Annotated in this window: 23 protein-coding genes; 12 read left to right on the forward strand and 11 right to left on the reverse strand. The window is 57.0% G+C overall.

Translation table 11 applies throughout. The features are described 5' to 3' along the window. Positions 1–129 precede the first annotated feature (129 nt). From alr to ABLQ08_RS01320, 7 genes are all read left to right on the forward strand, one after another. Positions 130–1,272 (forward strand): alanine racemase, encoded by a 1,143-nt coding sequence (gene alr, locus ABLQ08_RS01290; protein WP_352938551.1) that lies wholly within the window; start codon positions 130–132, stop codon positions 1,270–1,272. Positions 1,273–1,287: 15 nt separating this feature from the next. Then, entirely contained in the window at positions 1,288–2,682 is a 1,395-nt protein-coding gene (gene radA, locus ABLQ08_RS01295) for a DNA repair protein RadA (RefSeq protein ID WP_352938554.1), read from the forward strand. Between the two features lie 72 nt (positions 2,683–2,754). Next, entirely contained in the window at positions 2,755–3,369 is a 615-nt protein-coding gene (locus ABLQ08_RS01300; protein WP_352938557.1) for a CvpA family protein, read from the forward strand. 178 nt (positions 3,370–3,547) lie between these two features. Further along, complete coding sequence (gene purF / locus ABLQ08_RS01305; RefSeq protein WP_352938560.1) at positions 3,548–5,020, forward strand: amidophosphoribosyltransferase; 1,473 nt, start codon at positions 3,548–3,550, stop codon at positions 5,018–5,020. Between the two features lie 20 nt (positions 5,021–5,040). After that, positions 5,041–5,769, forward strand: a complete 729-nt coding sequence (locus ABLQ08_RS01310; protein WP_352938562.1) for an SDR family NAD(P)-dependent oxidoreductase — start codon at positions 5,041–5,043, stop codon at positions 5,767–5,769. A 68-nt stretch (positions 5,770–5,837) separates the two neighbouring features. Next, positions 5,838–6,452, forward strand: a complete 615-nt coding sequence (locus ABLQ08_RS01315; protein ID WP_352938565.1) for an HAD family hydrolase — start codon at positions 5,838–5,840, stop codon at positions 6,450–6,452. A 43-nt stretch (positions 6,453–6,495) separates the two neighbouring features. Beyond that, positions 6,496–6,867, forward strand: coding sequence for a VOC family protein (locus tag ABLQ08_RS01320; protein WP_352938568.1), 372 nt, complete (start codon positions 6,496–6,498; stop codon positions 6,865–6,867). Between the two features lie 76 nt (positions 6,868–6,943). On the opposite strand, the gene ABLQ08_RS01325 is transcribed toward ABLQ08_RS01320, so the two are convergent. Beyond that, positions 6,944–7,360: a hypothetical protein gene (locus tag ABLQ08_RS01325; RefSeq protein ID WP_352938569.1), complete on the reverse strand. Its 417-nt coding sequence runs from the start codon at positions 7,358–7,360 to the stop codon at positions 6,944–6,946. Positions 7,361–7,511: 151 nt separating this feature from the next. On the opposite strand from ABLQ08_RS01325, the gene ABLQ08_RS01330 reads away from it, so the two are divergent. Beyond that, positions 7,512–10,088, forward strand: coding sequence for a DUF4132 domain-containing protein (locus ABLQ08_RS01330; RefSeq protein WP_352938572.1), 2,577 nt, complete (start codon positions 7,512–7,514; stop codon positions 10,086–10,088). A gap of 49 nt (positions 10,089–10,137) precedes the next feature. On the opposite strand, the gene ABLQ08_RS01335 is transcribed toward ABLQ08_RS01330, so the two are convergent. From ABLQ08_RS01335 to ABLQ08_RS01370, 8 genes are all read right to left on the reverse strand, one after another. Beyond that, a complete protein-coding gene (locus tag ABLQ08_RS01335; protein WP_352938575.1) occupies positions 10,138–10,935 on the reverse strand; it encodes an inositol monophosphatase family protein in 798 nt (265 codons plus the stop codon). Between the two features lie 93 nt (positions 10,936–11,028). Continuing rightward, entirely contained in the window at positions 11,029–12,456 is a 1,428-nt protein-coding gene (gene der / locus ABLQ08_RS01340) for a ribosome biogenesis GTPase Der (RefSeq protein ID WP_352938577.1), read from the reverse strand. 196 nt (positions 12,457–12,652) lie between these two features. Then, on the reverse strand, positions 12,653–14,005 hold the full coding sequence (locus tag ABLQ08_RS01345) for a PQQ-binding-like beta-propeller repeat protein (RefSeq protein WP_352938580.1): 1,353 nt from the start codon (positions 14,003–14,005) through the stop codon (positions 12,653–12,655). Further along, complete coding sequence (locus ABLQ08_RS01350) at positions 14,002–14,685, reverse strand: tetratricopeptide repeat protein (RefSeq protein ID WP_352938583.1); 684 nt, start codon at positions 14,683–14,685, stop codon at positions 14,002–14,004. The genes ABLQ08_RS01345 and ABLQ08_RS01350 overlap by 4 nt, the downstream gene beginning before the upstream one ends. A 199-nt stretch (positions 14,686–14,884) precedes the next feature. After that, a complete protein-coding gene (locus tag ABLQ08_RS01355) occupies positions 14,885–15,466 on the reverse strand; it encodes an NnrU family protein (protein ID WP_352938586.1) in 582 nt (193 codons plus the stop codon). 231 nt (positions 15,467–15,697) lie between these two features. Then, complete coding sequence (locus tag ABLQ08_RS01360) at positions 15,698–16,108, reverse strand: Fur family transcriptional regulator (protein ID WP_352938589.1); 411 nt, start codon at positions 16,106–16,108, stop codon at positions 15,698–15,700. Further along, a complete protein-coding gene (locus tag ABLQ08_RS01365; RefSeq protein WP_352938591.1) occupies positions 16,105–16,932 on the reverse strand; it encodes a metal ABC transporter permease in 828 nt (275 codons plus the stop codon). Before ABLQ08_RS01365 ends, ABLQ08_RS01360 begins: the two co-directional genes overlap by 4 nt. 3 nt (positions 16,933–16,935) lie before the next feature. Then, entirely contained in the window at positions 16,936–17,775 is an 840-nt protein-coding gene (locus ABLQ08_RS01370; RefSeq protein ID WP_352938593.1) for a metal ABC transporter ATP-binding protein, read from the reverse strand. 173 nt (positions 17,776–17,948) lie between these two features. On the opposite strand from ABLQ08_RS01370, the gene ABLQ08_RS01375 reads away from it, so the two are divergent. Next, complete coding sequence (locus tag ABLQ08_RS01375; RefSeq protein ID WP_352938595.1) at positions 17,949–19,346, forward strand: mannose-1-phosphate guanylyltransferase/mannose-6-phosphate isomerase; 1,398 nt, start codon at positions 17,949–17,951, stop codon at positions 19,344–19,346. Between the two features lie 129 nt (positions 19,347–19,475). Further along, on the forward strand, positions 19,476–20,681 hold the full coding sequence (gene pcaF / locus ABLQ08_RS01380) for a 3-oxoadipyl-CoA thiolase (RefSeq protein ID WP_352938598.1): 1,206 nt from the start codon (positions 19,476–19,478) through the stop codon (positions 20,679–20,681). Positions 20,682–20,684: 3 nt separating this feature from the next. On the opposite strand, the gene ABLQ08_RS01385 is transcribed toward pcaF, so the two are convergent. Beyond that, positions 20,685–21,119 carry a hypothetical protein gene (locus tag ABLQ08_RS01385; protein ID WP_352938600.1) on the reverse strand — a complete coding sequence of 145 codons (435 nt, stop codon included), beginning with the start codon at positions 21,117–21,119 and terminating at the stop codon, positions 20,685–20,687. A 281-nt stretch (positions 21,120–21,400) separates the two neighbouring features. On the opposite strand from ABLQ08_RS01385, the gene ABLQ08_RS01390 reads away from it, so the two are divergent. Next, positions 21,401–21,550 carry a hypothetical protein gene (locus ABLQ08_RS01390; protein ID WP_352938603.1) on the forward strand — a complete coding sequence of 50 codons (150 nt, stop codon included), beginning with the start codon at positions 21,401–21,403 and terminating at the stop codon, positions 21,548–21,550. Positions 21,551–21,593: 43 nt separating this feature from the next. Here ABLQ08_RS01390 and ABLQ08_RS01395 read toward each other — a convergent pair whose 3' ends face one another. Continuing rightward, on the reverse strand, positions 21,594–21,932 hold the full coding sequence (locus tag ABLQ08_RS01395; protein ID WP_352938605.1) for a hypothetical protein: 339 nt from the start codon (positions 21,930–21,932) through the stop codon (positions 21,594–21,596). A gap of 329 nt (positions 21,933–22,261) precedes the next feature. Here ABLQ08_RS01395 and ABLQ08_RS01400 point away from each other — a divergent pair, with 329 nt between their 5' ends. Further along, the gene (locus tag ABLQ08_RS01400; RefSeq protein WP_352938607.1) at positions 22,262–22,822 is read left to right on the forward strand and encodes a helix-turn-helix transcriptional regulator; all 561 of its coding nucleotides are present in this window, start codon (positions 22,262–22,264) and stop codon (positions 22,820–22,822) included. Positions 22,823–22,838: the final 16 nt, after the last annotated feature.

Genomic DNA, 22,838 nt, shown 5'->3' on the forward strand with positions numbered 1-22,838 from the left:
CAAACCGGCTGCGTCCCTCAATGGTCGCGGCCACGTTCATACTCGGGATTGGCAGAGGCCAGGTCCGATGCGATAAGCTCCGCATCGAATCCAGGAAAATGCGTTTCAGACCGGAGCATCACACTGATCGTGTCGTCGTCGTTTAGAAATCCCCACCCATCAGATCTGTACGGTGGACGTCTGACCATCGACCTTGACGCGATTGCGGACAATTGGGCGTTTCTGAACAATAAGCTGGGCACGGGCACGGAATGTGCGGCGGCACTCAAGGCGGATGCCTACGGGACAGGTCAAGAGAAAGCAGGACAGGCCCTCTTCGATGCGGGCTGCAAAACGTTTTTTGTTGCCGTTCCAACCGAAGCGCTCGAGCTTCGCAAGACGCTTCCTCAGGCTGCTATCTACGCGCTCGATGGATTGTTTCCCGGAACGGCCGACCATTTCATCAACAACGAAATCCGCCCTGTCCTTGGTTCTCTGGAAGAACTTCTTGAATGGGCAGAGATCTGCAAGTCAGCCGGCAAGTCCCACGATGCCGCCGTTCATGTCGATACCGGCATCCACCGGCTCGGGCTGTCACCGGCGGAGTTTGCTGCCGCGATGAACAATCCGGACCTCCTGGGACCGTTCAGGCCCTCCCTGATCATGAGCCACCTTGCCTGCGGGTCGACACCTGACCATCCGATGAACCGGCAACAGTTGGACCTGTTCACAAAACTCACGGCTCCCCATTCCGAAATTCCAAGATCGCTTGCCAATTCAGCGGGTGTGTTAATGGGGTCGGAATACCATTTTGACCTGGTGAGGCCGGGCATCGCGCTTTACGGCGGACAGGCGATTGAGACCGCTTCCAATCCGATGAAACCCGTTGCCAAGGTCGAAGCCCGCATCATGATCGTGCGCGATGTTCCGGAGGGCGACACAATCGGATACGGCGCAAGACAGACCGCACGGAAGCCGCTGAAGAATGCAGTGGTGGCGGCCGGATACGCAGACGGGCTTTTGCGACGGGCCAGCGCGACCGACGAGCGCTTGGGCGGTTTCGGCATCATCGAAGGTCACAAGGTTCCGATACTCGGGCGAATATCGATGGACATGATCACGCTGGACGTCACGGATGTACCCGAAGAACTGCTTCAACGCGGCGCGTTTGTGGAAATGTTGGGACCGAATGTTGCAGCCGCGGATATTGCGGCTTATGCGGAAACCATCGACTACGAGTATCTGACAAGTCTCGGCCGGCGCTTCGAACGCGTCTACGGCCCTCTTACCTGATCGGAGCAGCATTCCATGGCGCGGCGGTCCACTTCATTTGTCTGCCAGTCTTGTGGCGCAATCACAGCCAAATGGGTGGGACGGTGCGAGTCCTGCGGCGAGTGGAATACGATCGTTGAAGAACAGACCGGCGGCGGCATAGGCGGAGGCCCAGGCCGCGCGAGCCGCAGCAAGGGCCGTGTCGTTCCTCTCGTCGGGCTTTCCGGCGACACCAAGGAAGCGCCCCGCATCCAGACCAATGTTGCCGAACTCGACCGTGTTACAGGTGGCGGTTTCGTGCGCGGCTCTGCCCTTCTTGTCGGCGGTGATCCCGGCATCGGCAAATCGACGCTACTCATTCAGGCCGCCGCGCAGCTTGCCCATCTCGGCCACAAGACCGTCTACATTTCGGGCGAGGAAGCCATTGGTCAGGTTCGTTTGCGCGCCGAAAGGCTCGGACTGGCAGACGCTCCCGTTGCCCTTGCTGCGGAGACGAGCGTGGAAGACATTCTGGCGACCCTGGAAGCGGACAAGGCTCCGGCCATGCTGATCCTGGATTCGGTCCAGACGCTCTGGACCGACCAGGCGGATTCGCCTCCCGGAACCGTCACGCAGGTACGCGCCTCCGCGCAGGCCATGGTGCGCTATGCCAAGAAGAACGGCACCACGCTCGTGCTTGTCGGCCACGTGACCAAGGACGGCCAGATTGCCGGACCACGCGTGGTCGAGCACATGGTGGATGCCGTGCTTTACTTTGAAGGCGACGGCGCTCACCAGTATCGAATCCTGCGTTCGGTCAAGAACCGTTTCGGCGCCACCGACGAGATCGGCGTCTTCGAGATGACCGGCAAGGGGCTTGTGGAGGTCTCCAACCCCTCCGCCCTCTTCCTCGGCGACAGGACGACATCGGCGCCAGGGGCCGCTGTGTTTGCAGGCCTTGAGGGCTCCCGCCCTCTGCTCATTGAAATTCAGGCCCTTGTCGCTCAATCCACGCTTGGCACACCGCGCAGGGCCGTGATCGGCTGGGACAGCGCACGCCTGTCTATGATCCTCGCCGTGCTGGAGGCACGTTGCGGAGTGCGCTTCTCGCAGCATGATGTTTACCTGAATGTGGCAGGCGGACTGAAGATCAACGAACCTGGAGCCGACCTTGCGGTATCAGCGGCCTTGATCTCCTCGCTCAGCGGACTTGCCCTTCCGGCAAATTGCGTCTATTTCGGCGAGGTCAGCCTGTCCGGGGCCATTAGGCCAGTGGCTCAAGCCCAGTCCAGGTTGAAAGAGGCGGAGAAACTTGGTTTCGATCAGGCATATTGTCCGGAAGGAAACCTCAAGGACGGTACCGCATCGACATTCAAAGCCACCGGATTGCCGGAACTTGGGGACTTTGTTGCCAAACTCTCGGCGCAGGCTGGTGCTTCAGTGGGTGCTTGAAGCAAGATGCGCCTGGGTTCGAACTAAAGATTTCAGCGCTTTTGGGCGCCAGACAGAGGATTTTTCAAGAACATGCCGATTACGTTGCTGGACGGACTGCTCTTGGCCATCATGTTCATTTCGGCAATCCTTGCAATGATCCGAGGGTTTGTCCGGGAAGTTCTTTCCATCGTCTCCTGGGTTGCCGCTGCCGCCGCGGCCTTCTTGCTCTATGAGCGCGTACTTCCATACGCAAAGCAATATATCTCTCACGACCTTGTCGCCGTGGGCGCTTCGGCCGCAGCCGTTTTTCTGGTCACCCTGGTCATCGTCAGCTACATTACCATGAGAATTTCCGATTTCGTGCTGGACAGCCGGATCGGGGCGCTCGATCGGACGCTTGGTTTCGTCTTCGGCGCAGTGCGCGGTTTGCTTCTGGTCGTTGTGGCGATGATGTTCTTCAACTGGTTTGTTCAGCCGGAACAGCAACCTCAATGGGTTTTGAATGCCAAATCCAGGCCAATCCTGCTATCAATAGGCGAGCGGCTGGTTGCAGTGCTTCCGGAAGATCCGGAAAAGGCCATTCTCGACAGGATCCGCAACAACAACCTTACAGGTGGCAGCAACGCCAGCGCGCCGGCAGAAGAGCCGACATACAGCGATTCCGAACGTCAGGGCCTTGAGCAGCTGACGTCCGACAACAACTGACGCCAGGCATTGGCGCAGCCCCTTGAATCCTGAACATCTGTCGGCCAGATGGCGGCAACGGCGATGTTCTTACATCTTCGATCGATCAACACATCTGTTTGCAGGCGCTTCCGCAGGTTAGCAGGTTGATCTCAAGACCAGGGCCGGTTTCAGCCGGCCAGAAAAAGGAGTGTTCGCCATGACTGGCGGAACCGAGGTGCATGAGCCGTTTGATTGGGATGCGGACACCCTGCGCGAAGAATGCGGCGTGTTTGGTATTCTGGGGCACGAGGACGCAAGCGCACTGACGGCTCTCGGGCTGCATGCGTTGCAGCATCGCGGCCAGGAGGCTGCAGGCATCGTCACCTTCGACAATGACCAGTTTCGTGCGGAGCGGCACCTGGGTCTTGTGGGAGACCATTTCTCGGATGCAGATACAATTGGCCGCCTGACAGGCAGGGCTGCTGTCGGCCACGTGCGCTATTCGACGACCGGCGAAACAATCCTGCGGAACGTACAGCCACTCTTTGCTGAACTGGATGGCGGCGGTATTGCCGTGTGCCACAACGGCAATTTCACAAACGCCCTCACCTTGCGCCACCAACTGATCCGCGACGGTGCGATCTGTCAGTCGACTTCCGACTCCGAAGTTGTTCTGCAGCTCGTTGCCCGGTCCCGCAAGGGCAAGATCGTGGACCGTTTCATCGATGCCATCACCCAGATGGAAGGCGCCTACTCGCTGGTTGCGCTGACTTCGAAGAAGCTGATCGGTGCCCGCGATCCGCGCGGTATTCGTCCGCTGGTTCTCGGTGATCTGAACGGTGCCCCGATCCTCGCCTCTGAAACTTGTGCACTCGACATCATTGGTGCGAAATTCATCCGTGAAGTAGAGAACGGCGAAGTCATCGTCTGCACCTCGACCGGCATCCAGTCCTACTTCCCGTTCGGCAAGCAGCCGGCTCGCCCCTGTATCTTCGAATACATCTATTTCTCCCGTCCTGACTCCATCGTGGGTGGCCGCAGCGTCTATGACGTACGCCGCGAGATGGGCAAGCAACTCGCCCGTGAGACCCATGTCGATGCAGATGTGATCGTTCCGGTTCCCGACAGCGGCGTACCTGCGGCCATCGGCTACAGCCAGGAATGCAACATTCCGTTCGAACTGGGAATCATCAGGAATCACTATGTCGGGCGAACCTTCATCGAGCCGACGCAGCAGATCCGCGCGCTCGGCGTCAAAATGAAACACTCGGCCAACCGGTCGCAGATCGAAGGAAAGCGCGTCGTCCTTGTCGACGACAGCCTTGTGCGCGGCACCACTTCCGTAAAGATCGTCCAGATGATCCGCGAAGCCGGTGCCAAGGAAGTGCACTTCCGCCTGGCGAGCCCGCCAATCAAGTATTCCGACTACTACGGCATCGACACGCCGGTGCGCGAGAAACTCCTTGCAGCGAAATACAGCCTGGAGGAAATGCGCTCCTACATCGGGGCCGACAGTCTGGCGTTTCTGTCCGTGGACGGCATGTACAAGTCCATGGGATATGAGGGCCGCGACAACGAAAACCCGCAATTTACCGATCATGGATTTACCGGCGACTATCCGACGCCACTGACGGACCTGTCTGAAGATCAGGATTTCGTCAGCGCACCGCGTCTGGTGGAGGTTGGCTAAAGCGCTCTCAGAGACCCAAGATGCAAAAAGATTTTGAAGGCCGGGTCGCCCTTGTGACCGGCGCCTCCCGTGGTATTGGCTACCAGATCGCAAAACAGCTCGGTAAGCGCGGTGCACATGTCATCGCCCTCGCCCGCACTGTCGGCGGCCTGGAAGAACTGGATGACGAGGTCACCGCAGCTGGCGGCCAGACCACGCTTGTGCCGCTCGACCTGACTGACTTCGACGCGTTGGACAGATTGGGTGCAGCCATATTCGAACGCTGGAAGAAACTCGACATACTGGTCGGCAACGCCGGTATGCTGGGCGTGCTGTCGCCCCTCGGGCATATCAGCCCAAAGGATTTCGAGAAGGTCATGGCTGTCAACGTGACGGCAAACTGGCGCCTGATCCGGTCGCTGGATCCCCTGTTGCGCCAATCCGATGCCGGACGAGCGCTCTTCCTGACTTCCGTTCAGGCGCAAACCTGCACGGCCTTCTGGGGTCTCCAATCGGTCAGCAAGGCAGCTGTCGAAGCCATGGCAAGAACGTGGGCGCAAGAAAGCCTTCAGACCTCGATGAAGATCAACCTTGCCGATCCCGGCCCGACTCGCACAGGATTGCGGGCAAAGGCGATGCCTGGAGAGGTAGCTGAAAATCTCCCGTCGCCCGAGACAATTGCAGCTGATCTCGTTGAGCTGACCAAACCGGACGTTCTGGAAACCGGCAAGCTCTACGACCGCTGCAGCCGGGAGTGGATGACCTACTAGGGGCCCGCATCACTTCGGATCGTCACCTCCGGATTGCGGGCACGCAAACACGGAACAAGGCGAAATCGATGCGCAGCAATATCAAGGCAATCGCCTGGGACTTTGACGGGGTGCTCAATCGAAACGTCGTTGATGGCCGTTTTGTCTGGTCAGATACGATCGAGGAAGATCTCGGCATTCCCGCCCAAGCCTTTCAGGATGGCGTGTTCGACAGCCGTTTCATCGACGTGATTGCCGGAAAACGCGATCTTCTGGAGCATGTCCAGTCATGGCTGGATCTGAACCACAGCAGCATCGATGCCGGGGCTGTTCTGGACTACTGGTTCGTTAAGGACGACCTGTCAGACCCGCTCACGGGCGGCATCATGGACAGGTTGAACCGTCTCGGCATTGTCCAGGTTATCGCAACCAATAACGAACACCGCCGCGCCACCTATATCGAACGAGATGCCGGGTACAGTGACAGAGTAAGCGAGGTCTTTGCGGCGGGAAGAATGGGACTGGTAAAACCGGCCCCGGAGTTCTTCGCTCATGTGAGCGACTCGTTGCGCCTGCCTCCGCAGAACATCCTCCTGATCGATGACAGTGAAGCAAACACGAGAGCTGCGGCCGCTCTGGGATGGGACACGTTTCACTTCACCGATGAAAGCCGTGAGCACCTTGCACCTTACCTCGGTCTTTGACACCCTCGCACGGGCTCTTTTCAACGGCCAGGGAGGACATTTCATGAAGCTCGGCGCATTTTCCGTCAGCCTGACGGTCAAGGACATTGAAAAATCGATAGAATTCTACAAAGGTCTCGGCTTTTCCGATCTGGGAGGCTCCGGGTCCGACAAGTGGGCGATCCTGAAAAACGGAGAGACCGTCATCGGCCTCTTTGAAGGCATGTTCGACAAGAACATGCTGACTTTCAATCCCGGTTGGGATCAAGGTGCCCAGAAGCTTGACGATTTTGAAGATATCCGGGAGCTGCAGAAAAAACTGAAAGCGAAGGGCTACACCTTCGTTTCAGAAGCAGACGAGAGTACCACCGGTCCGGCAAGTTTCATGCTGACGGATCCGGACGGTAACCCGATTTTGGTCGATCAGCATGTATGATCGTTCGAAAAATTTCTGCTGAAAACAAGCACCTTGTCTCGGATACCATTGCGAATTTCGACCAGGGTTTTTATGCTTAGCCGGTCGGGGGTTTCAGGTGCAGGGTGGCGCCAGAAAACTCAAAGGCATAACGCCCATGGTCGGCACGACCGATAAAGATTTGAAAATTGTCTTCAGGGACGCAGACCTGCCCCAGACGGTCGTGGTTGACGCTGTCCTGCCCTTCTCTTCGTCCGTTGTTACGGCGAGAGAGCTGATTGCAGAACGCGTGCGCGCCGAATGCGACAATCGTTTGCCAGTCAGGATGGCGTCTCGCCTGCTCGGGCTCGACGCTTTGAGCGAGGCTGAGCAAGCGAGATTCCGGGCACTTCTGGACACCGCTGCCGAATCCGTGGCCCCTCAAATCCAGCGCGCGCTTGAGTCTTTTGAGACCAACGGCTTCCTTTTGCTTGTTGATGAAACCCAGGTCGAGGACCTGGAGGAAGAAGTGCATCTGACTTCCGGTAGCGTGGTGACCTTCGTTCAACTCACTCCGTTGGTTGGCGGCTGAATGCAGCCCTCCCATCGCTCAACCGAGCCGTTTTTTCCGTGCCTGACCATCGACAATCGGGCACTCCGAGATAGCTATAATCAAGAGTACAAATATGCCTCATGCTGAATTCGACAACCAATTCAATGATGTCGACTACGATGCGCTCATGCAAACGGTCGTGTCCGAAATGGAGGCGGCGCGCAAAAGCCAAAACCAGGACTTCTCGCCTCAGCATAGCGCGACATGGGAGAACTTCACCAAAGCATCGTCCGATACGCGCATCGCCTTTGCCAGGTTCCTGTATGAGCGGCTGATAAGCGACATCTATCCGGCAGAAAAACTCGCGCAGCTACCAGAGGATTATGATTTCCGCGAGGAACTGTTCTTTTCCGAAGTGCTGAAGTGGAATGAACCCATCCCCATCGATGAACTGATCGGTTGGGCCTACCACATCTTCAAACTGCACAGAGACAATGAAGCGGCAGAAACCGACGACAATTTCGTGCTCTGCGATGTGCCCTTCGTGCGTATTTTCAGAATCGTCAACAGGCAATCAAAGAGCCATACTCCATCCGAACAATCCCTGTCATGGCTCCTGGACATTCTCTATTTCGCTCAAGACAGCGATGAAGACTATTTCAAGCGACACCAGCTCGATTGCGGGCCGGAATTTGATCCCGTGGCAGAACGCATAACCACGCTGCTTGTCGCCAGCACGGGTCTCAGAGAAGAAGAGCTGCCTTTCCGCGGAAACCTTCTCGGTGACTGGTACTTGAACCGGATAGACGATTTCGGTCCTCACCTGCTCAACGACCTGCGCAGTGCAGACCGCAGCACGGCCCCGACCTGCAATCGGCTCATCCGGCATGCCGCGAGCGCGAAAGGAAGCAAACCAACCAAAAAATTCACCGCTGCGACCGGAAAGCTGCTCGAAGCGACAGGTGCCGACCAATTTGCTGAACTGCTGTGCCGCTGGCTGCATCTGGCATTGAAGGCCAAGGCAAAGGATGCTGACGAGCCGGTCTTCACTGAAGACAATAGCAACCTTATCAAGGGGCTGGTGTGGATGTGCTCGGATCTGCAAGACCCGGCCACGGTGAACCTGATTGCAGATCTTTCGGTCAGGGCCATGAAGACCCAACCCGGCGCGGGCGCGGCCTCGCAGGCAATTGCAAATGCCTGCCTTTCCTATCTGGCCGAGGCGAAAGGGGCTGTCGCGACGACACGACTGGCCCAGCTCACCACGGCCATCAAGCAAAAAAGCATGCGCAAGAAGATCGAGGATATCGTCGCCGCCAAGGCAGTCGAAGCCGGCCTCACACCTCTGCAATTGCGAGAACGCTCCCTTGCCGATTTCGGGCTGGTTGAAGGCAGCAAGACTGTTCCGTTCGCGGATTACAGCCTGCGCATATCAGTGCCCGGTCCTGGTGAGGTGACGCAAACCTGGCTGAAGCCGGACGGTACACCACAGAAATCCAAGCCAAGCGCCGTTACCAGCGATGCCGATTTGAAGACGCACTACAAGATGGTAAAGGGCGATCTGGATGCGATGAAGAAGTCGCTTTCTGCCCAGAGAGACCTGATGGATCGGCTCTTTGCGGAGGAACTCAGCTGGCCACTCGCCGACATTGAGCAGTTTTATATTCACCACGGCCTTGTCTGCGTGCTGACGCGCAAACTCATCTGGGACTTGAAGACCGGCTCGACGACGACCTCTGCAATATATCACGAAGGTACGTGGCAGGACGTGACCGGCCGCGAGGTTTCGACAGAATCTGGAACGACGGTACGGCTATGGCATCCTGTCGACTACGATATCACGGACAGGGAAGCCTGGCAGAAGCGCCTTGAGGTCCTTGGCATCGCCCAGCCGTTCAAACAGGCCCACCGGGAAGTCTATACCCTTACGGATGCAGAACGCGAAACCAGCGTCTATTCGAACCGCATGGCAGCCCACATTGTCAAACAGCATCAGCTGTCCAGCCTGATGGCGAAGCGCAACTGGGCCTACAAGCTTCTGGGCAGTTTCACCTATTCCGACCGCTCCCAGTTCACCACACGGGACTTTTCCACTTCGCCATTGAAAGCGGAGTTCCTGATGCACGCCGACGAGTCCACGGAAGATTTTTTGAACGATGCCGGCATGTTCACTTATGTGGCGACAGATCAGCTGCGCTTTTTCGGCACGGAAGGCGAACCGGTTCCGCTGGAAGGCGTACCCGCCAGGCTGTTTTCCGAAACCATGCGCGATGCGGATTTGTTTGTCGGCGTTGCAAGCGTTGGCAACGATCCTGCGTGGTACGATCAGGGCCCAACGCCGGAGGCACGCGAATACTGGGATTCATTTGCCTTTGGGGATCTGGACTCGTTCGCGGAGACCCGGAAGCGCACTCTCGAAAGCCTACTGCCCCGCTTGAAAATTGGCAAAGTAGCCAGGGTCGAGGGCAATTTCCTGCACGTTCAGGGCAAACTCAACACCTACAGGATCCACCTGAAGTCTTCGAATATCCAGATGGACCCCGGCAACCGCTTCCTCTGCATCATAAAGGCGCCAGAGACCAAAGGGAGCAAAGTACCGCTGCCATTCGAGGGGGATACGAGACTGTCTGTGATCCTGTCGAAGGCGATCATGCTTGCAGCCGATGACAAGATTACGGCACCTGATATCGTCAGTCAGCTGACCCAATAATGCTCAACCGGACAGGACGCGTCCGTGTCCTGTCCGGCGGCGTTCACAGTCAGGCCGTTTCAAATGGTGCGAATGAGCTTTCGGCAATGTCCTTGATATCGTCGAAGACGCCAGGAGCGCCAACGACGACGCGCGCGCCATGGTAAAGCGCGTGATTGATGTCCTGCTCCAGGATCTCGCCGCCGGCTTCTTTGGTGATCAACATGCCTGCCAGGCAATCCCAGGCATTCATGTGGGACTCCACATATCCGATCAACCGGCCTGCTGCGGCATAGGCCAACATCAGCCCGCCGGAAGCATTGCGGAAGAATACCCCACCCTTGGAAACCAGCGCACCGACGGCATTGACCGCATCGGTCACAGCGGTGCGTCCGTTGAAACCAACGCCGACTGAACCGTTTTTCAGGCTCTGGCTGTCGGAGGCCTTGATCGGCTTGCCATTCAAGAATGCACCGTGCCCGGCAGCTGCGGTAAACGTTTCCCTGGAAACCGGGTCGTGGATAACACCGACGATAACCTGTCCCTGGTGAACGCACGCGATGATCACGCACCATTGCGGAATGCCCGCAACAAAATTGGCCGTGCCGTCGATCGGGTCAGTCACCCAGGTATAGCCCGAGGACCCTTCCTCCATGCCATGTTCTTCGCCAAGAATACCGTCTTCCGGATATTGCTCGGCGAGTTCCTTGCGAATGAGCGTTTCCACGTTCTGATCGGCTTCGGAGACAAGGTCCTGGTGGCCCTTCTGCGTGATTGTCAGAGTGTCCAGTTTTTGAAAATACTCCAGACCGAGTTCACCGGCCTTTTGAGCCAGTTCTTCCGCGAAAGCGAGCCGTTCGGAAACCATAAATCATCTCCTCTAGGGACAGAAACAGCGCAGTCGATATGGGCTGGGAGCAGGCATACTTCCAGTCGCAGCCCTCTATCGACCGGAAATCGGTTATTGAATCTTGCGTTTTTTCTTTACCGCATAGGGGTTTTCACCCTTTCGGTAGGTCAAGCGAATTGGCGTACCCTGAATATTGAAGGTCTCGCGCAACGAGTTGACGAGATAGCGCGTATAGCTTTCAGGCAACTGCTCCGGACGGGAGCAAAAAGCCACAAAATGCGGTGGCCTGGTCTTGGGCTGTGTCATGTACCGCAAGCGAACCCTGCGACCGGCAACGGCCGGTGGCGGATGGTTCACCGTCACCCGATCAAGCCAGCGGTTCAGTTTCGAAGTGGACACACGCGAATTCCAGGCCTCATACGCCGTGAAGATGCTCCCGACCAGACGGTCGATTCCCTGCCCCTGAATGCCGGACAGAGTCGCAATCTGTACCCCACGGATCTGATTGAAATAGCGCTCGTTGGCGTCGCGGATTTTCTTCCACGCCGCTTCCCTGTCCTCAATCAGGTCCCACTTGTTGATCGCGATGACAAGTGCCCGGCCCTCGCGTGCAACCAGGTCGATGATCTGCAGGTCCTGCTTCTCGAAGGACATAGTGGCATCCAGCGTCACCACGACAACTTCGGCAAACTTGATGGCGCGCAAGGCATCGGCGACGGAAAGCTTTTCCAGTTTCTCCTGAACGCGAGCCTTCTTGCGGATACCGGCCGTGTCAAAAAGCTTGATATGGCGGTCACGCCACTCCCAGTCGACTGAAATGGAATCGCGTGTGATCCCGGCCTCGGGGCCGGTCAGCATCCGGTCCTCACCCAGCATCTTGTTGATGAGAGTCGACTTTCCGGCATTGGGTCGACCGACGATGGCAACCCGCAGCGGACGTTCTTTCGTACCCGCCGGGTCTTCCTCGTCAACGATTTCACCATCCTCGTCGACATCGACATTGGTGATGGCTTCTTCACGCCTGGCCTCTTCCTCTTCGTCAACACGGTCAACGTGAGGCTTCAGGGCGTCGTAAAGGTCTGCAAGGCCTTCGCCATGCTCAGCGGAAATCGCAATCGGATCGCCAAGCCCGAGTGAATAGGATTCGTAAAGTCCGCTTTCTCCCGCCCGCCCCTCTGCCTTGTTGGCAAGAAGGATGACCGGACGAGTGGTCTTGCGCGCCACTTCGGCAAAATGAGCGTCGAGCGGAGTTACGCCGGCGCGAGCGTCGATGATGAACAACACGGCATCGGCGGTTTCAATGGCTTCCTCTGTCTGTCGGCGCATGCGGCCTTCCAGAGTGCTCTTGTCCGCTTCCTCCAGTCCTGCAGTGTCGACGATCGTAAAGCGCAGATCGCCAAGACGTGCCTCACCGGGGCGTCTGTCGCGCGTTACACCGGGAGTATCGTCAACCAGCGCCAGCCGCTTTCCGACCAGGCGATTGAACAAGGTGGACTTGCCGACATTCGGCCGTCCGATAATGGCGACAGTTGCGCCCACGGCAGTTACTCCTGACAGGCAGGCCAGCCTGCGGCCTGTCCTTGATAGCTATGACAAAGTCTCGTCAGGCAGAGCCAGAAGCACCTGCCTGACGAGACGGATTTGTCCGCATTAATAATGTGATTGAGCAACATTATCCAACCGGATTGAGCGCACCTGCGTCTCAATCCGATGGATGCTGCTCCAGGTCCCCGACCTAGTTGAACGCTGCAACACCGTCGTTACCGGCAAGGACAACAACGCGCCCGCCAGCAACAATTGGTGTCACGAAGACATCCGTGTTGGTCCGCTCCGTCATCATGATCTTGCCGGAAGCGGCATCGACCATTGCGATCTGGCCATCGCTGGAAAAAGCGACAAGCGTACCATTGGCCAAAATCGGTCCGGCCCAATTGCGGCGGCGCTTCTTTTTCTCCGGACGCGGCAGCGAAGTTGCCCAAAGCGTTTCGCCGTTCTTCTGATCCAGCGCGACCATGCGGTCATCCAGATCTACCATGAAGACTGCGCTGCCCGAAACAACAGGCGTGTGAACACTGCCCAGATCCTGCTCCCAGCGGCGCTGACCTGTACGCGTGTCTACGGCCACGGTGCGTCCTGCCACGCCAGTGGCATAAACCGTGTTGCCCGCGACAACAGGGCTGGCTGATACATCAGCAAGGCCGGATAGTGCAAGTGTTCTGAAACCTCGCGATACTCCATCAATCCATTCCGGCTCGCCGGTCTTGATATTGATGGCCATGATTTCACCGGAGGAGAACGGGACAATCACACGATTTCCGGAAATAGCCGGATTGGCGGCAGACAACAGCCCTGCCGTTTCCTCAATGCCTGCATAGGTCCAGGCAATCGAACCGTCGGACTGAGACAGGGCGTAGACTTCGTTCGACTGAGACACGACAAAAACATGTCCCGAACCAGCCACGGGAGCTCCGCGTGCCGGTGTGTCGATATCCGCTTTCCAGATAACGCGGCCGGATCCTGCCTCAAGGGCTGCAACTTCGCGGTAGCTGGTCGCTGCGTAGACCACTCCATCGGAGACGGTCACACCGCCTCCCGGGCCAATGTCACGCTCACCTTCAGGGCGCAGGTTCTGGGTCCACTGGCGGGCGCCTCCGGTCGACAGCGCGACGACTTCACCATTGGGCTTATATACATAAATCCGGCTGCCATCGCTCACAGGCCGCGCTGAAACACGCAGCGCAGCTGATGTGAGACCCCGCCCGGTAGAACCTACCTGAGACCGCCAGGCCCTGTTGCCGGAAACCGAAACCGCGACATTTCCAGGGTCGTTCGTCAACCCGCCGCCAGCTGTCGGCCAGGTTTGCCCGCCGGTTGCCGGTCCAACCTTGGCCGTATAACCAAGCGCTTCCGTTGCAGGATCAGCTCCATCAAACACCGGCTGACGCTCACCCGGCAACGTCTTTTCGTTGCCAAAAGGGTTCACGTTGCTGGCGAACTCACTTACCGATCCGCACCCGGTCAAGACCAAAGACAACGCGAGGACCCCAAACATGCCTCGCGCGCCGGGAGAAACTGTCGCAAAAATCACTGATTGCTTCCTTCGCCATCTGTCGCCGCTCCGCCTTCGCCGGCGCGAATTACATCAGCCAGCAGCGTCACTCTGCGGCTAACGTCTACCGGTGTCTGCTGGTCTTCTTCCAGCGCGGTAATCCACTTTTGGGCGGTCGCGGTGTCACCGTTTTTCCACGCGCTCAGTGCAAGAAGTTCACGCGCGGCCGCCCGAAACGGACCTGTGTCCCCGGTCAGCCTTTCAACCCGGTCTGCCACTGCGGTGTAGTCTTCAAGGTCCACAGCGAGATAGCCCGCGCGCAACGCCGCGACATCGCGCAATGCGTCCATCTGGCTGCTGTCATTGGAAAGGGCGTCAAATTCTGCAAGCGCCTCAGCACCTTTGCCGGCATTTGCCAGGTCCGTTGCCTGGCGCAACTTTGCCAGAGCCGGATAGCCACCGATAGAACCTTCAAGCTCACCATATATGGCTGCCGCTTCCTGGTAGTTCTGGTCTTCGGACAGGCGAACCGCTTCAAAGAACCTGTCACCGGCGCTTTGAGACTGCTGTTCCTGCCAATAGAGCCAACCGCGATAACCACCCGTGCCAATCACGATCAAAACCGCAACGCCGATTACCCATGGACCGAAACGATCCCAAAGCCGACGGTATTTCTCCTGGCGGATGTCTTCATCGACTTCACGAAAAATGTCAGACATGCGTGTCTTGTTCCTGCATTCACTCTATCGTTCCGGCACCGGGGCCGGATCGTCACCCCTGTTTGAGTGGCGCACATTATCCATTTGATACGTATCGGGCAATTCCCTGATCGGGCTTAAAGCCACCCTTCGTGGCGCAAGTGGGGCAAACACACACGAAAAGACACAAAACCGGGGGATTTTTGCCCCATATCGTCGTTTACCCTACCGGCACACCGATCAAAAGCACGTGCAGCTTCCAGACGAACAAACCGTAAAGGACCAGTCCGGCCAGAATCACCCCGATATCCGAGTACTTTCCCGGCACCGCCGCGGCACTTGCCGTCTGCGACATTTCCGGCCCTCGTCGCTTTACCGAAATACGATCTGCGATTGCCCATACAAAAAAGCCGCCAAACAACAACACCGATGCCAGATCACCATTTACGAGCAAATGCGAAAAGGCCCAGAGCTTGATTGCAACCAGCATCGGATGTTTCAGCGCGCGCCGGATCTTGCAAGGCACATAGGCGGCGACAAGAAAGATGAACACCGGCACCATCAACAGCATGGTGACATGGCGCAACCAGAAAGGAGGATCGTAAACGAGCGGAGGGCCTTCGGCGCGGGCAGCACCATACCCGTAGATTATCAGAACGAGGCCGACCACTGACACCAGTGTAAAGAAGCCCTTGTAACCGTTTTCACCGAGTTTTTCAGCCAGTGATCCGCGTACGGCCGAAAACATCGGCAGAGTGTGGATACCCAAAAACAAAATCAGTCCGGCAATCAACAAAGCCATGCATGCTCTCCCTCTCCCCGCCCACAAACCGAACAGGCGGCTTGCAGACGTTGCGGCCCTCTCATCTCAACCGCTTCGGGAACATAGGAGGCGTTCAAGTCACCTGCAACAGCTGTATTCAACGCCATCAAAAGCGCGTGCCCTGAAGACATCACACTTCGGCTTTCAGTGAACCACCGACACGTAGAACGCTGGAAAATATGATGATTTCTTAACCGTGAAAGATCTCGGTCAATTCGTCGTTGCGCAGTTCTTGCAGGTCCCACGCAACTCTATTGTCGTTCTGGACAACTGAAATCCGCGCGACTCGGTCCAACTTTTCAGCAGGCCGATCGCTTCATCCGGGGTGAACTCGTTGACGTCGCCGCATTTCTCGCAAATCGCGAAAGCTGCGGTGCCATGCCCCGAGCACCCCTTGTGACTGCATGCGACAAAAGCGTTCAGACTTTCGAGGCGGTGCACCATTCCATATTCGACCAGTTTGTCGAGCGCCCGATACACCTGCAATGGTGCCCGAAAGCCGTTTTCCCGCAACAAGTCGAGAATCGCATAGGCCGTCAGCGGCCCTCCTGCATTCGACAGGGAACCAAACACCAGAGCCTGGTTTTTCGTCAATTCAGGATGCGGTGCATGGGCTGTCACGAACGGTCTCCTCGTATCTTTGCTCTATTCCTTCTCACAAGAATCCCCCCGGGGACAAGACTGACAATAAAAAGCACCATCGCGGCAACCACGATGGAAGGGCCCGAAGGCGTGTCGTAGTTCAATGACGAATAGAGACCTGCAACCACGGACGCTGCTCCGGCAACTGCCGCTAAAACGGCCATCTGCTCGGGTGTCGCCGACAGCCTTCGCGCTGCCGCCGCAGGAATGATCAGCAAGGCAGTGATAAGCAGGGCGCCGATGATCTTCAGGGAAATGGCAATGACCACAGCCGTCAGAAGCATGAAGATCAGTTCTGCCCGCTCCGGTTTCAGTCCCTCTCCTGCTGCCAGGTCCGGGCTGACGGTCGCGGCGAACAGTCGGCGCCAGACCAGCACCAGCACGGCCAGAACAAGTCCGCCTCCAACATAGATCATCGCGATATCCAGTTTGGTGACTGCCAGAATGTCACCGAACAGCAATCCGAGAAGATCCACACGTACCCAGGTCATGAACGCAAGGCTGACCAGACCAAGCGCAAGGGCCGAGTGGGAAAGCAGACCCAGAATTGCATCGGACGACAACGTATCGCTGCGGCGCAAGGACAACAGCATCACGGCAATCACGACGGAAACCGCACCGACGGCCAGCGTGGTGTTGACTTCGAGCAGCAACGACAGCGCGACACCAAGCAGTGCGGCATGGGAAAGCGTGTCGCCGAAATAGGCCATTCGCCGCCAGATAATGAAGCATCCCAGGGGACCTGCCACAACCGCGACGCCAACACCTGCGACCAGCGCACGGGTAAAGAAATCATCGAGCATCGGTTATTCCAGTATTTTCCGGCCAGTACTTGCCGGTTCATCTTCATGGGCGTGATGATGGTGTTCTCCCGGACACTCTGAGCAAATCGTTCCGTCGGCATGACGAACCTGACCATCAGGCAGATGAACATGGTCGTGATGGTGTTCGTAGACCGCGAGCCCGGCTCCTGCGCGTGCGCCAAACAGCGCATGATATTGATCGCTCTTGCTCACATCCGAGGGTGTTCCGCGGCAACACACATGCCCGTTCAGACAGATCACCTGGTCGGCGGCAGCCATCACAACGTGCAGATCGTGCGAGATCATCAATATGCCGCAGCCCAGGGAATTACGGATTTCGGAAATCAGGTCGTAGATCGCGATCTCACCCGCATAATCCACGCCCTGCACAGGCTCATCCAACACCAAAAGGTCTGGGGACCTGGCAATCGCGCGTGCGAGCATCACGCGCTGCATTTCACCACCGGACAAGGTTCGCATTTCTGAATTGAGCAACCGCTCGGCACCTGTTTGCGCCAAAGCCTGACGGCATTCAGCATCCGACAACGGGTTTGTCAGCCTCAAAAACCTGCCAACGCTGAGTGGCAAGGTCCAGTCAATCGTGAGTTTTTGAGGGACATATCCGACCTTCAATCCCCTGCGGCGAAACGCGCTGCCTTCAGATGGCTTCAATATTCCAAGCGCCATCTTCGCGGTTGTCGACTTACCCGATCCATTCGGCCCGATGAGCGTAACGATCTCACGTTCGGAAACAGACAGGTCGACACCCCGCACAAGCCAGTCGCCCCCTTTGCGGACCCCTGCCCGGTCCAATCGAACCAGCTGGTTTTTCGAAGCTGTCATTATTGAAGTAACCTGTCCTGCTGTGCCGTGGCGCCAATTTCTGGCGTTACATTATTACACAAGTGGCCGTCAAGCCTACTGCTTGCAACATGATTCAGCGATGTTTAACAGTCCCAAAGCATTAGTGGTTGCAGTAATCTTTCAATCTCACCTCTGAACTCAGGATCGGTCCGATGATTTTTCCGTGCATTCTATCTGGTGGTGTAGGTTCCAGACTGTGGCCACTTTCCCGGACCGACAGGCCAAAACAGTTCCTGCCGCTGTTTGACGGTATGAGCCTTTTTCAGAAAACCTGCAAAAGGGTCGAGCAATCGGGCTTCCGTGCACCGATCGTGATCGGCGGCAACAATCACAGGTTCCTCATCGGGGAACAGCTCTCCGAGCTCGGCATCGAAGCCAACTCCATTGTGCTGGAACCTGTCGGCAGGAACACGGCTGCGCCGGCTCTCATGGCCGCCCTGATCGCTGCGGAAGCGGACTCTGACGCCCTGATCCTCCTGCTGCCTTCGGATCATCTCATCGGCAAGGAAGACGTTTTTCTGGATGTCGTCCGGTCCGCAGAAGCCGCGGCGCGCGGCGGAGACATCGTGACCTTCGGCATCACCCCGACCGAACCGAATACCGGCTATGGATACATCAAGGTCGCTGCCGGTGAAGCGCCCGTCCGAAAGGTAGACGCATTTGTCGAAAAGCCTGACCTCGCAAGGGCACAAGCCTTTGTCGGCGACGGCGGCTATGTGTGGAATGCGGGCATTTTTCTCTATAGCGCGAAAGCCATGATCGACGCTTTCAAGAAACATCAGCCCAAACTCTATCAGGACATCGTTGCTGTCATGGAGTCCCGTCACAGCGACCTGGACTTTACAAGGCTCGACACGGCAGGATTTGAGCGTTTGGAGAATATTTCCATCGACTATGCCATCATGGAAAAGGCGCAGAATGTGGTTTGTGCTCCGATGGCCCCGGACTGGGACGACCTGGGCTCCTGGTCGGCCATCTGGACGGTTCTGGACAAGGATGAAAATGGCAACTCCGGTCTGGGCGACGCGCGTTTCCTGGGCAGCAAGGATTGCCTTGCCTACGCGGAACAGGGACTGGTTTCCGTCATCGGCCTCCAGGATGTCATGGTCATTGCGACAGGCGACAGCGTTCTGGTTGCACACAAGGACAGGACCCAGGACGTCAAGACGATTGTCGAGCAGCTGAAGTCGGAAGGCCGCGACGAAGTCGACCGGCATCCACGTGCCTACAAACCCTGGGGATATACCGAACGTATCAACGCTGGTGATCGTTTTGCGGTCCAGTCCATGATGATCAAACCCGGCAAACGCCTCAGCCTGCAAAGCCATTTACATAGGGCGGAGCATTGGGTGGTCGTATCCGGAACGGTGGAAATCACCATCAACGGCGAGAAAAGTCTGCTGACCGAAAATCAGTCAGCCTACGTCCCGCTTGGAGCGCAGCACACGTTGCACAATCCAGGAAAAATTCCGGTTCGGATGATTGAAGTGCAGTCCGGAACCTATCTCGACGAAGACGACATTCTTCGCCACGCGGACACATCACAATAAGACAAACGGACACCCCAAAGATGTGACACATCCTTGCCTTCCATCAGGAATTCCGGCAAGACTTGGCGCACATCACAGCCTTTGGTCCATTGAATTACCGCGATGCGCGCAACGATCAGGAACAAGTTTATGCACCACGTCTTTATCTGCGACTACGTCCGGACTCCCATTGGCCGGTTCGGCGGCATGCTTTCTTCCGTGCGCGCAGACGATTTGGGTGCGATTCCGATCGAGGCTCTGATGGAACGCAATCCCGACACCGACTGGACAGAGGTAGATGATGTCTTTTTCGGATGCGCCAATCAGGCAGGTGAAGACAATCGGAATGTCGCGCGAATGTCTTCCTTGCTCGCCGGTTTGCCCGATACCGTTCCGGGACTGACACTCAACCGCCTTTGCGGATCTGGCATGGACGCTGTGATTACTGCCGCAAGAGCGATCAAGAGCGGTGAGATGGATCTGGCGATCGCGGGAGGCGTTGAAAGCATGTCACGTGCGCCCTTCGTCATGCCCAAGGCTGAAGCTGCCTATTCCCGGAGCGCTGAGATTTTCGACACGACAATCGGATGGCGCTTTGTAAACCCGCTGATGAAGAGCCAGTACGGCATAGATTCCATGCCGGAAACGGCGGAAAATGTTGCTGAAGATTTCTCCATTTCGCGTGAGGACCAGGACGCGTTTGCGCTCAGAAGCCAACAACGGGCAGCCGTTGCGCAAGATTCCGGGCGTCTGGCAGAAGAAATCGTGCCCGTCATGATCCCCAAGCGAAAAGGGGACCCGATGCTGGTCGACAAGGATGAACATCCACGTGCCGGAACAACGCTGGAATCTCTCGCCGGCCTCAAGACGCCCTTCCGGGAAAGCGGCTCGGTAACCGCAGGCAATGCATCCGGTGTCAATGACGGCGCTGCCGCTCTGCTGATTGCGTCAGAGGCGGCGGTCGAAAAGCACAATCTGAAGCCGATTGCCCGAATTGTGGGAGGTGCGACTGCCGGGGTCCCTCCCAGGATTATGGGTATTGGCCCTGCTCCAGCCACGCGCAAACTCTGTGCCCGCCTTGGGGTCGCCGTTTCGGAGTTCGACGTCATTGAATTGAACGAAGCGTTCGCGGCTCAGGCGGTTGCGGTGATGCGCGACCTTGGCCTTGCTGAAGACAGCGAAAACATCAACCCCAATGGCGGCGCAATCGCTCTTGGTCATCCGCTGGGAATGTCGGGAGCCCGGATTACCGGTTCTGCGGCACTCGAGCTGAAAAAACGTGGCGGAAAACTTGCCCTTGCAACCATGTGCATCGGCGTCGGCCAGGGCATCTCTGTGGCTCTGGCCTCGGTTTAAGATCTATAGGTGGGGACCGGCGGAAGGTGATGTAAGACCCTGGAACCGGTCCTTCGTGTCCGGGAAGCTGACAGGGTCGAAACTGGCCCTGCGCAGAGGCAAACTTTCGTCAGAAGACGCAAGAGTGTCGTCTTTTGCCTGTTGAGACATTTTTCGCTCAACTTCCTGCAATCGTTCGGCAAGCCGTTCGAACAGCATCGTCGGCATTCGCAAAGTCGCGACATAAAGCGAAACCGCCTCGTCCGAGACTTCTCGCCAACTGACCTGCTTGATTTCTCGATAGGCCCCTTGCGCCAGTTTTTGCAACTCAACGGCATCCTCAACCACAGGGCGCACAATCTTTACCGTTTGCTGCGGGTTATGGGACACCAACACCGCGGCGAGAACGGAAAAGAGCGCAAATACAATGACGTGCAAGTTTCTGACAAGAAAGCGCATCACAACCCCGAGTACAGGTTAACAATTCGTTAATCCATTTACGGTGGTATTCGATACACTGCGGGCATGCAAGCGCCACTCTTCAGTTTTAAGTTGTATTTTATCTAGTATGGTTAACGATCACACGTTCCTCCCAGGCCTCGAATGAAGACTTCTTCATTTAAGACATTCACCGCCATCTGGGGTTCTCATCACATGAATTGCTAAAATTTTAACTGCCCGGTTACGCCGGCTTTAGCGTCCCTTGCGGTATTCATCAGCTATCTGGATTGGAGAACGGCGTGACTGACAAGACCGGAGACATGAAGCTATCAGCGACGGGATTTTTGCTTCTCGTTCTCGCAGCGACGATGCTTCTCTTTGCAGACACTGGTCCGCATCACGCGAGCAGTATCAGCTCGAATGCCATTTATCGCGGGTTCGTTGAATGAGCGAATGCGCTGAAATTTCCACTTTACTACCGGCAAAGCCCGTTCAGCGCGGGGAGCGCCTCTTACTGACCGCTGTCACCGGAAGAGCCTGAAGACCTTTTTTCCACTCGATACGGGACGGCTTTCCGGGCGTTCCACCTCCCCTGCCACTGTCGCCAAGCAACATGATGGCAGACCCGATAACCACGGAACCAAGCGTGATCACCAGGCCGAATCCCAACATCAGGACCGGGAGCACGGGATCTTCCGCGTTCACCACGAGAGTTCGCAGATTTCCTATGTTGGCCCAGAAAATGCCGGCAAGTACGAGCACGGCAACCGCAACCCCGGCGATTCCGTTGATCAGCAACAGTCTGAACAAAGGGTCCTTTGGCAATTTCATCAAAAGGAGCTCCTTCTTTTCATTCGACAATTAGCTCGACGAGCGATCCGTTACATGCCCGTTCCCTGGGAAGCCCAGGCTTTTCTAGGTCGGTCCGACAATTGGTAAAATAGAGCAGTCACGAGCCAACTGACAGGGCTTACACTCTATTTACCCTTCCCAGTTTTTGTGCGGCGCACCCTTGATTACTTCCGAAATGATATATATTAGACCGATATATCGAGCCAACATATGCAGCTTCCCGCGATTTGTTTTGGTGTTCTGACCAGAACCACAACCTGCAGGAAGCCCGCCACGCCGGGAGGACGCTCCCGTGCACGGAGAAGCAAATGAGCGTACGCAGCTTGTGCCTTGCGATACTGTCCTTCGGGGATGCGACCGGTTATGAGATCCGGAAGGAGTCCACTGACGGTCGGTTCAGCTATTTCGAAGACGCGAGCTTCGGCTCCATCTATCCGGCGCTTGCCAGGCTGGAGTCGGAAGGTCTCGTGACTGTCCGGGAAGAGCCACAGGCCGGAAAGCCTGCAAGGAAGGTCTATTCGATAACCGAAGCGGGCCGGTCCGAATTCATCAGTTCGCTGTGCGAACCGCAGGCGAAGGACACCTTCAAATCCCCCTTTCTTCTGATCGCACTGAACGCAGCCCAGCTGCCGCCTGACGTCATCCGGCGCGCGCTGGAGCGGCGCAAGGCGCAGCTTCAGGAAGAACTACGGCTTTTGACCGAATGCAGCCAGCAAAAGGAAGAGTGCCGTCACCCGGGTTCCAGCTGGACGCAGAATTACGGCATTGCCTGCATGAATTTTACCCTCGCCTATCTGGAAGAGCACGGTGAGGCCTTGATCAAGATTGCTGAAGACGCCGCCAAGCCCGTTGCCACGGCGGCCGAGTAAGCCTGAGTTTCGGAGT

The sequence above is a fragment of the Roseibium sp. SCP14 genome, from assembly GCF_040329475.1.
In the GTDB taxonomy this organism is placed as follows: Bacteria; Pseudomonadota; Alphaproteobacteria; order Rhizobiales; family Stappiaceae; genus Roseibium.

Bases quoted from the DNA above. Each gene is read 5' to 3' on its own strand.
- ABLQ08_RS01315 (WP_352938565.1), top strand. From the start codon at position 5,838: ATGCGCAGCAATATCAAGGCAATCGCCTGGGACTTTGACGGGGTGCTC.
- ABLQ08_RS01395 (WP_352938605.1), bottom strand. From the start codon at position 21,932: ATGAAATTGCCAAAGGACCCTTTGTTCAGACTGTTGCTGATCAACGGA.
- ABLQ08_RS01325 (WP_352938569.1), bottom strand. From the start codon at position 7,360: ATGCACTTCTTCCTCCAGGTCCTCGACCTGGGTTTCATCAACAAGCAA.
- ABLQ08_RS01330 (WP_352938572.1), top strand. From the start codon at position 7,512: ATGCCTCATGCTGAATTCGACAACCAATTCAATGATGTCGACTACGAT.
- ABLQ08_RS01370 (WP_352938593.1), bottom strand. From the start codon at position 17,775: ATGACAGCTTCGAAAAACCAGCTGGTTCGATTGGACCGGGCAGGGGTC.
- ABLQ08_RS01400 (WP_352938607.1), top strand. From the start codon at position 22,262: ATGAGCGTACGCAGCTTGTGCCTTGCGATACTGTCCTTCGGGGATGCG.
- ABLQ08_RS01355 (WP_352938586.1), bottom strand. From the start codon at position 15,466: ATGGCTTTGTTGATTGCCGGACTGATTTTGTTTTTGGGTATCCACACT.
- ABLQ08_RS01335 (WP_352938575.1), bottom strand. From the start codon at position 10,935: ATGGTTTCCGAACGGCTCGCTTTCGCGGAAGAACTGGCTCAAAAGGCC.
- ABLQ08_RS01375 (WP_352938595.1), top strand. From the start codon at position 17,949: ATGATTTTTCCGTGCATTCTATCTGGTGGTGTAGGTTCCAGACTGTGG.
- ABLQ08_RS01300 (WP_352938557.1), top strand. From the start codon at position 2,755: ATGCCGATTACGTTGCTGGACGGACTGCTCTTGGCCATCATGTTCATT.
- pcaF (WP_352938598.1), top strand. From the start codon at position 19,476: ATGCACCACGTCTTTATCTGCGACTACGTCCGGACTCCCATTGGCCGG.
- ABLQ08_RS01385 (WP_352938600.1), bottom strand. From the start codon at position 21,119: ATGCGCTTTCTTGTCAGAAACTTGCACGTCATTGTATTTGCGCTCTTT.
- purF (WP_352938560.1), top strand. From the start codon at position 3,548: ATGACTGGCGGAACCGAGGTGCATGAGCCGTTTGATTGGGATGCGGAC.
- ABLQ08_RS01365 (WP_352938591.1), bottom strand. From the start codon at position 16,932: ATGCTCGATGATTTCTTTACCCGTGCGCTGGTCGCAGGTGTTGGCGTC.
- ABLQ08_RS01350 (WP_352938583.1), bottom strand. From the start codon at position 14,685: ATGTCTGACATTTTTCGTGAAGTCGATGAAGACATCCGCCAGGAGAAA.
- ABLQ08_RS01310 (WP_352938562.1), top strand. From the start codon at position 5,041: ATGCAAAAAGATTTTGAAGGCCGGGTCGCCCTTGTGACCGGCGCCTCC.
- ABLQ08_RS01320 (WP_352938568.1), top strand. From the start codon at position 6,496: ATGAAGCTCGGCGCATTTTCCGTCAGCCTGACGGTCAAGGACATTGAA.
- radA (WP_352938554.1), top strand. From the start codon at position 1,288: ATGGCGCGGCGGTCCACTTCATTTGTCTGCCAGTCTTGTGGCGCAATC.